Source organism: Micromonospora sp. NPDC000207, assembly GCF_040300925.1.
Lineage (GTDB): Bacteria > Actinomycetota > Actinomycetes > Mycobacteriales > Micromonosporaceae > Micromonospora.
Genome location: NZ_JBEPEQ010000181.1, coordinates 1638 through 7061, shown reverse-complemented (window position 1 = coordinate 7061; position 5424 = coordinate 1638). Strand labels below are relative to the sequence as shown.

Sequence of the window (5424 nt, the reverse complement as noted above, 5' to 3'; positions counted from 1 at the left end):
TGCCCCGGGTTCGGGTTCCACGGTGTGGGGTTCGGGTTTGGTGTGTGGTTGTTCTTTGAGAACTCAACAGGGTGCTTGATAAGCCAGTGCCAATTGTTTTATACCCCGTGGCTGGCTGGGAGCTTCGGTTTCTGGTTGGTTTACGGAATTCCTTTGGCAACAATTTGGTTTGTTGCTGGGATGGATTTTCCACAGGTTTTTGTTGGAGAGTTTGATCCTGGCTCAGGACGAACGCTGGCGGCGTGCTTAACACATGCAAGTCGAGCGGAAAGGCCCTTCGGGGTACTCGAGCGGCGAACGGGTGAGTAACACGTGAGCAACCTGCCCTAGGCTTTGGGATAACCCCGGGAAACCGGGGCTAATACCGAATATTACCACCGGGCGCATGTTTGGTGGTGGAAAGTTTTTCGGCCTGGGATGGGCTCGCGGCCTATCAGCTTGTTGGTGGGGTGATGGCCTACCAAGGCGACGACGGGTAGCCGGCCTGAGAGGGCGACCGGCCACACTGGGACTGAGACACGGCCCAGACTCCTACGGGAGGCAGCAGTGGGGAATATTGCACAATGGGCGGAAGCCTGATGCAGCGACGCCGCGTGAGGGATGACGGCCTTCGGGTTGTAAACCTCTTTCAGCAGGGACGAAGCGCAAGTGACGGTACCTGCAGAAGAAGCGCCGGCCAACTACGTGCCAGCAGCCGCGGTAAGACGTAGGGCGCGAGCGTTGTCCGGATTTATTGGGCGTAAAGAGCTCGTAGGCGGCTTGTCGCGTCGACTGTGAAAACCCGCGGCTCAACCGCGGGCCTGCAGTCGATACGGGCAGGCTAGAGTTCGGTAGGGGAGACTGGAATTCCTGGTGTAGCGGTGAAATGCGCAGATATCAGGAGGAACACCGGTGGCGAAGGCGGGTCTCTGGGCCGATACTGACGCTGAGGAGCGAAAGCGTGGGGAGCGAACAGGATTAGATACCCTGGTAGTCCACGCTGTAAACGTTGGGCGCTAGGTGTGGGGGGCCTCTCCGGTTCTCTGTGCCGCAGCTAACGCATTAAGCGCCCCGCCTGGGGAGTACGGCCGCAAGGCTAAAACTCAAAGGAATTGACGGGGGCCCGCACAAGCGGCGGAGCATGCGGATTAATTCGATGCAACGCGAAGAACCTTACCTGGGTTTGACATGGCCGCAAAACTGTCAGAGATGGCAGGTCCTTCGGGGGCGGTCACAGGTGGTGCATGGCTGTCGTCAGCTCGTGTCGTGAGATGTTGGGTTAAGTCCCGCAACGAGCGCAACCCTCGTTCGATGTTGCCAGCGCGTTATGGCGGGGACTCATCGAAGACTGCCGGGGTCAACTCGGAGGAAGGTGGGGATGACGTCAAGTCATCATGCCCCTTATGTCCAGGGCTTCACGCATGCTACAATGGCCGGTACAATGGGCTGCGATACCGTGAGGTGGAGCGAATCCCAAAAAGCCGGTCTCAGTTCGGATCGGGGTCTGCAACTCGACCCCGTGAAGTCGGAGTCGCTAGTAATCGCAGATCAGCAACGCTGCGGTGAATACGTTCCCGGGCCTTGTACACACCGCCCGTCACGTCACGAAAGTCGGCAACACCCGAAGCCGGTGGCCCAACCCTTGTGGAGGGAGCCGTCGAAGGTGGGGCTGGCGATTGGGACGAAGTCGTAACAAGGTAGCCGTACCGGAAGGTGCGGCTGGATCACCTCCTTTCTAAGGAGCACCATTCGTCGAAAGACGGTATGGAGCCCGCGATCTGCGAGTGTCAGGTCGGGGTGCTCAGAGGCGGAGACACTGGTGAGTTGTTTCCTGGCAACGGCCGGGTTCCTCTAGTACGGCCTTCCTGTGAGGGAGGGTGTGGAGCGGGGGGTCTGGTGCGGCTGGGGGATGGCGGAGAGCACCCTGTTGGGTCCTGAAGGAACAACCATCGTGTTGTTGTTTCAGAGACTGTGGTGGGCTGCGGTGACGTGGTCTGTCAGGTCGCCAGGCATGGCCTGGTCTCGCATACCGCTGACCTGTTGGGTTGGGTTTGGTGTGGGGCTGTGGGTTGTGGGTTGGTCGTTTGTTGAGAATTGCACAGTGGACGCGAGCATCTTTGTGGTCAAGTTGTCAAGGGCGAACGGTGGATGCCTTGGCACCAGGAGCCGATGAAGGACGTGGGAGGCCGCGATAGGCCTGGGGGAGCTGTCAACCGAGCTGTGATCCCAGGGTGTCCGAATGGGGAAACCTGGCATCAGTCATGTGATGTCACCCGCACCTGAATACATAGGGTGTGTGGGGGGAACGCGGGGAAGTGAAACATCTCAGTACCCGTAGGAAGAGAAAACAACATGTGATTCCGTGAGTAGTGGCGAGCGAAAGCGGATGAGGCTAAACCGGTTGCGTGTGATACCTGTCAGGGGTTGCGTGGTCGGGGTTGTGGGACCCTGCTCAACAGGCTGACGACTGTTGGAGGAGTGAGAAAGCCAGTTGCTAGCTGAACAGTCTGGGAAGGCTGACCGTAGACGGTGAGAGTCCGGTAGGTGAAAGTGGCTGGTCTCCTGTGGGTGTTCCCGAGTAGCGGCGGACCCCTGAAATCTGCCGTGAATCTGCCAGGACCACCTGGTAAGCCTAAATACTTCCTGGTGACCGATAGCGGACGAGTACCGTGAGGGAATGGTGAAAAGTACCCCGGGAGGGGAGTGAAATAGTACCTGAAACCGTTCGCCTACAATCCGTCGGAGCCTTGCGGGGTGACGGCGTGCCTTTTGAAGAATGAGCCTGCGAGTTAGTGGCATGTGGCGAGGTTAACCCGTGTGGGGGAGCCGTAGCGAAAGCGAGTCTGAACAGGGCGTTTGAGTCGCGTGTCCTAGACCCGAAGCGGAGTGATCTAGCCATGGGCAGGCTGAAGCGTGGGTAAGACTACGTGGAGGGCCGAACCCACCAACGTTGAAAAGTTGGGGGATGACCTGTGGTTAGGGGTGAAAGGCCAATCAAACTCCGTGATAGCTGGTTCTCCCCGAAATGCATTTAGGTGCAGCGTCGCGTGTTTCTTGCCGGAGGTAGAGCACTGGATGGTCTAGGGGGCCCACAAGCTTACCGAAATCAGCCAAACTCCGAATGCCGGTAAGTGAGAGCGCGGCAGTGAGACTGCGGGGGATAAGCTTCGTAGTCGAGAGGGAAACAGCCCAGATCACCAGCTAAGGCCCCTAAGCGTGTGCTAAGTGGAAAAGGATGTGGGGTCGCATAGACAACCAGGAGGTTGGCTTAGAAGCAGCCACCCTTTAAAGAGTGCGTAATAGCTCACTGGTCAAGTGGTTCCGCGCCGACAATGTAGCGGGGCTCAAGTACACCGCCGAAGCTGTGGCATTCACATTTTTACTTCGCTGTGGTCCTTGTGGCTGCGGTGCAGGTGTGTGGATGGGTAGGGGAGCGTCGTGCCGGGGGTGAAGCAGCCGAGTGATCGAGTTGTGGACGCGGCACGAGTGAGAATGCAGGCATGAGTAGCGAAAGAAGGGTGAGAAACCCTTCCGCCGGATGACCAAGGGTTCCAGGGCCAGGTTAATCCGCCCTGGGTGAGTCGGGACCTAAGGCGAGGCCGAGAGGCGTAGTCGATGGACAACGGGTTGATATTCCCGTACCCGCGAAGGAGCGCCCGTGATGAACCTCGTTGTGCTAACCACCCGAGCTGCCGGATGCCTTCGGGTTGATGGTGGGGAGCGTGGGAACCTGGCGGGTAGTAGTCAAGCGATGGGGTGACGCAGGAAGGTAGCTGAGCCCGGCCGGTGGTTGTGCCGGGGTAAGCGTGTAGGCCGTGTCGTAGGTAAATCCGCGACGCATGAGGCTGAGACGTGATGCCGAGCCGATTCAGGTGAAGTCAGTGATCCTATGCTGCCGAGAAAAGCCTCTAGCGAGTTCCGAGCGGCCCGTACCCCAAACCGACACAGGTGGTCAGGTAGAGAATACCAAGGCGATCGGGTGAACTGTGGTTAAGGAACTCGGCAAATTGCCCCCGTAACTTAGGGAGAAGGGGGGCCGGAGACGTGAAGCCCCGTGCGGGTGGAGCGTTGTATGGCCGCAGAGAGCAGGGGGAAGCGACTGTTTACTAAAAACACAGGTCCATGCGAAGAAGTAATTCGATGTATATGGACTGACGCCTGCCCGGTGCTGGAACGTTAAGGGGACCTGTTAGCTCTTCGGGGCGAAGCGGAGAACTTAAGCGCCAGTAAACGGCGGTGGTAACTATAACCATCCTAAGGTAGCGAAATTCCTTGTCGGGTAAGTTCCGACCTGCACGAATGGCGTAACGACTTCCCCACTGTCTCAACCACAGGCCCGGCGAAATTGCATTACGAGTAAAGATGCTCGTTACGCGCGGCAGGACGGAAAGACCCCGGGACCTTTACTATAGCTTGACATTGGTATTTGAGTTAGCTTGTGTAGGATAGGTGGGAGCCGGTGAAGTCCATACGCCAGTATGGGTGGAGGCAATCTTGAAATACCACTCTGGTTGATTCGGATATCTAACTTCGGGCCGTGATCCGGTTCAGGGACAGTGTCTGGTGGGTAGTTTAACTGGGGCGGTTGCCTCCTAAAAGGTAACGGAGGCGCCCAAAGGTTCCCTCAGCCTGGTTGGCAATCAGGTGTTGAGTGTAAGTGCACAAGGGAGCTTGACTGTGAGACTGACAGGTCGAGCAGGGACGAAAGTCGGGACTAGTGATCCGGCACTTGCGTGTGGAAGCGGTGTCGCTCAACGGATAAAAGGTACCCCGGGGATAACAGGCTGATCTTCCCCAAGAGTCCATATCGACGGGATGGTTTGGCACCTCGATGTCGGCTCGTCGCATCCTGGGGCTGTAGCAGGTCCCAAGGGTTGGGCTGTTCGCCCATTAAAGCGGTACGCGAGCTGGGTTTAGAACGTCGTGAGACAGTTCGGTCCCTATCCGCCGTGCGCGTAGGATACTTGAGAAGGGCTGTCCCTAGTACGAGAGGACCGGGACGGACGAACCTCTGGTGTGCCAGTTGTCCCGCCAGGGGCACGGCTGGTTGGCTACGTTCGGAAGGGATAACCGCTGAAAGCATCTAAGCGGGAAGCTCGCTTCAAGATGAGGTATCCCGCCATACCTTTGGTGTGGGTAAGGCCCCCAGTTAGACGACTGGGTTGATAGGCCGGAGATGTAAGCTCGGTAACGGGTTGAGTTGACCGGTACTAATAGGCCGAGGACTTGACTACGAAGCTGCTACGCGTCCACTGTGCAACTCTTGACAAACGAACAGCAGACCACGTGTGTGTGGTGTTGTTTGATATGTCGATAGGGTTACGGCGGTCATGGCGGAAGGGAAACGCCCGGTTACATTCCGAACCCGGAAGCTAAGCCTTCCAGCGCCGATGGTACTGCACTCGGGAGGGTGTGGGAGAGTAGGACACCGCCGGACATCTTTCC

General features: G+C 57.9%; 3 rRNA genes. All 3 read left to right on the top strand.

Annotation, left to right across the window (positions count from 1 at the left end):
• The first annotated feature begins 199 nt into the window (after positions 1 to 199).
• The 3 genes from ABT336_RS26280 to rrf all read left to right on the top strand — a co-directional run bounded on the left by ABT336_RS26280 (position 200) and on the right by rrf (position 5416).
• Positions 200 to 1714: ribosomal RNA gene (locus tag ABT336_RS26280) — 16S ribosomal RNA — on the top strand.
• A 386-nt stretch (positions 1715 to 2100) separates the two neighbouring features.
• A 23S ribosomal RNA gene (locus ABT336_RS26275) occupies positions 2101 to 5213 on the top strand.
• 86 nt (positions 5214 to 5299) lie between these two features.
• Positions 5300 to 5416: ribosomal RNA gene (rrf, locus tag ABT336_RS26270) — 5S ribosomal RNA — on the top strand.
• Together the 16S, 23S and 5S rRNA genes form the textbook arrangement of a ribosomal RNA operon.
• The last annotated feature ends 8 nt before the right edge of the window (positions 5417 to 5424 follow it).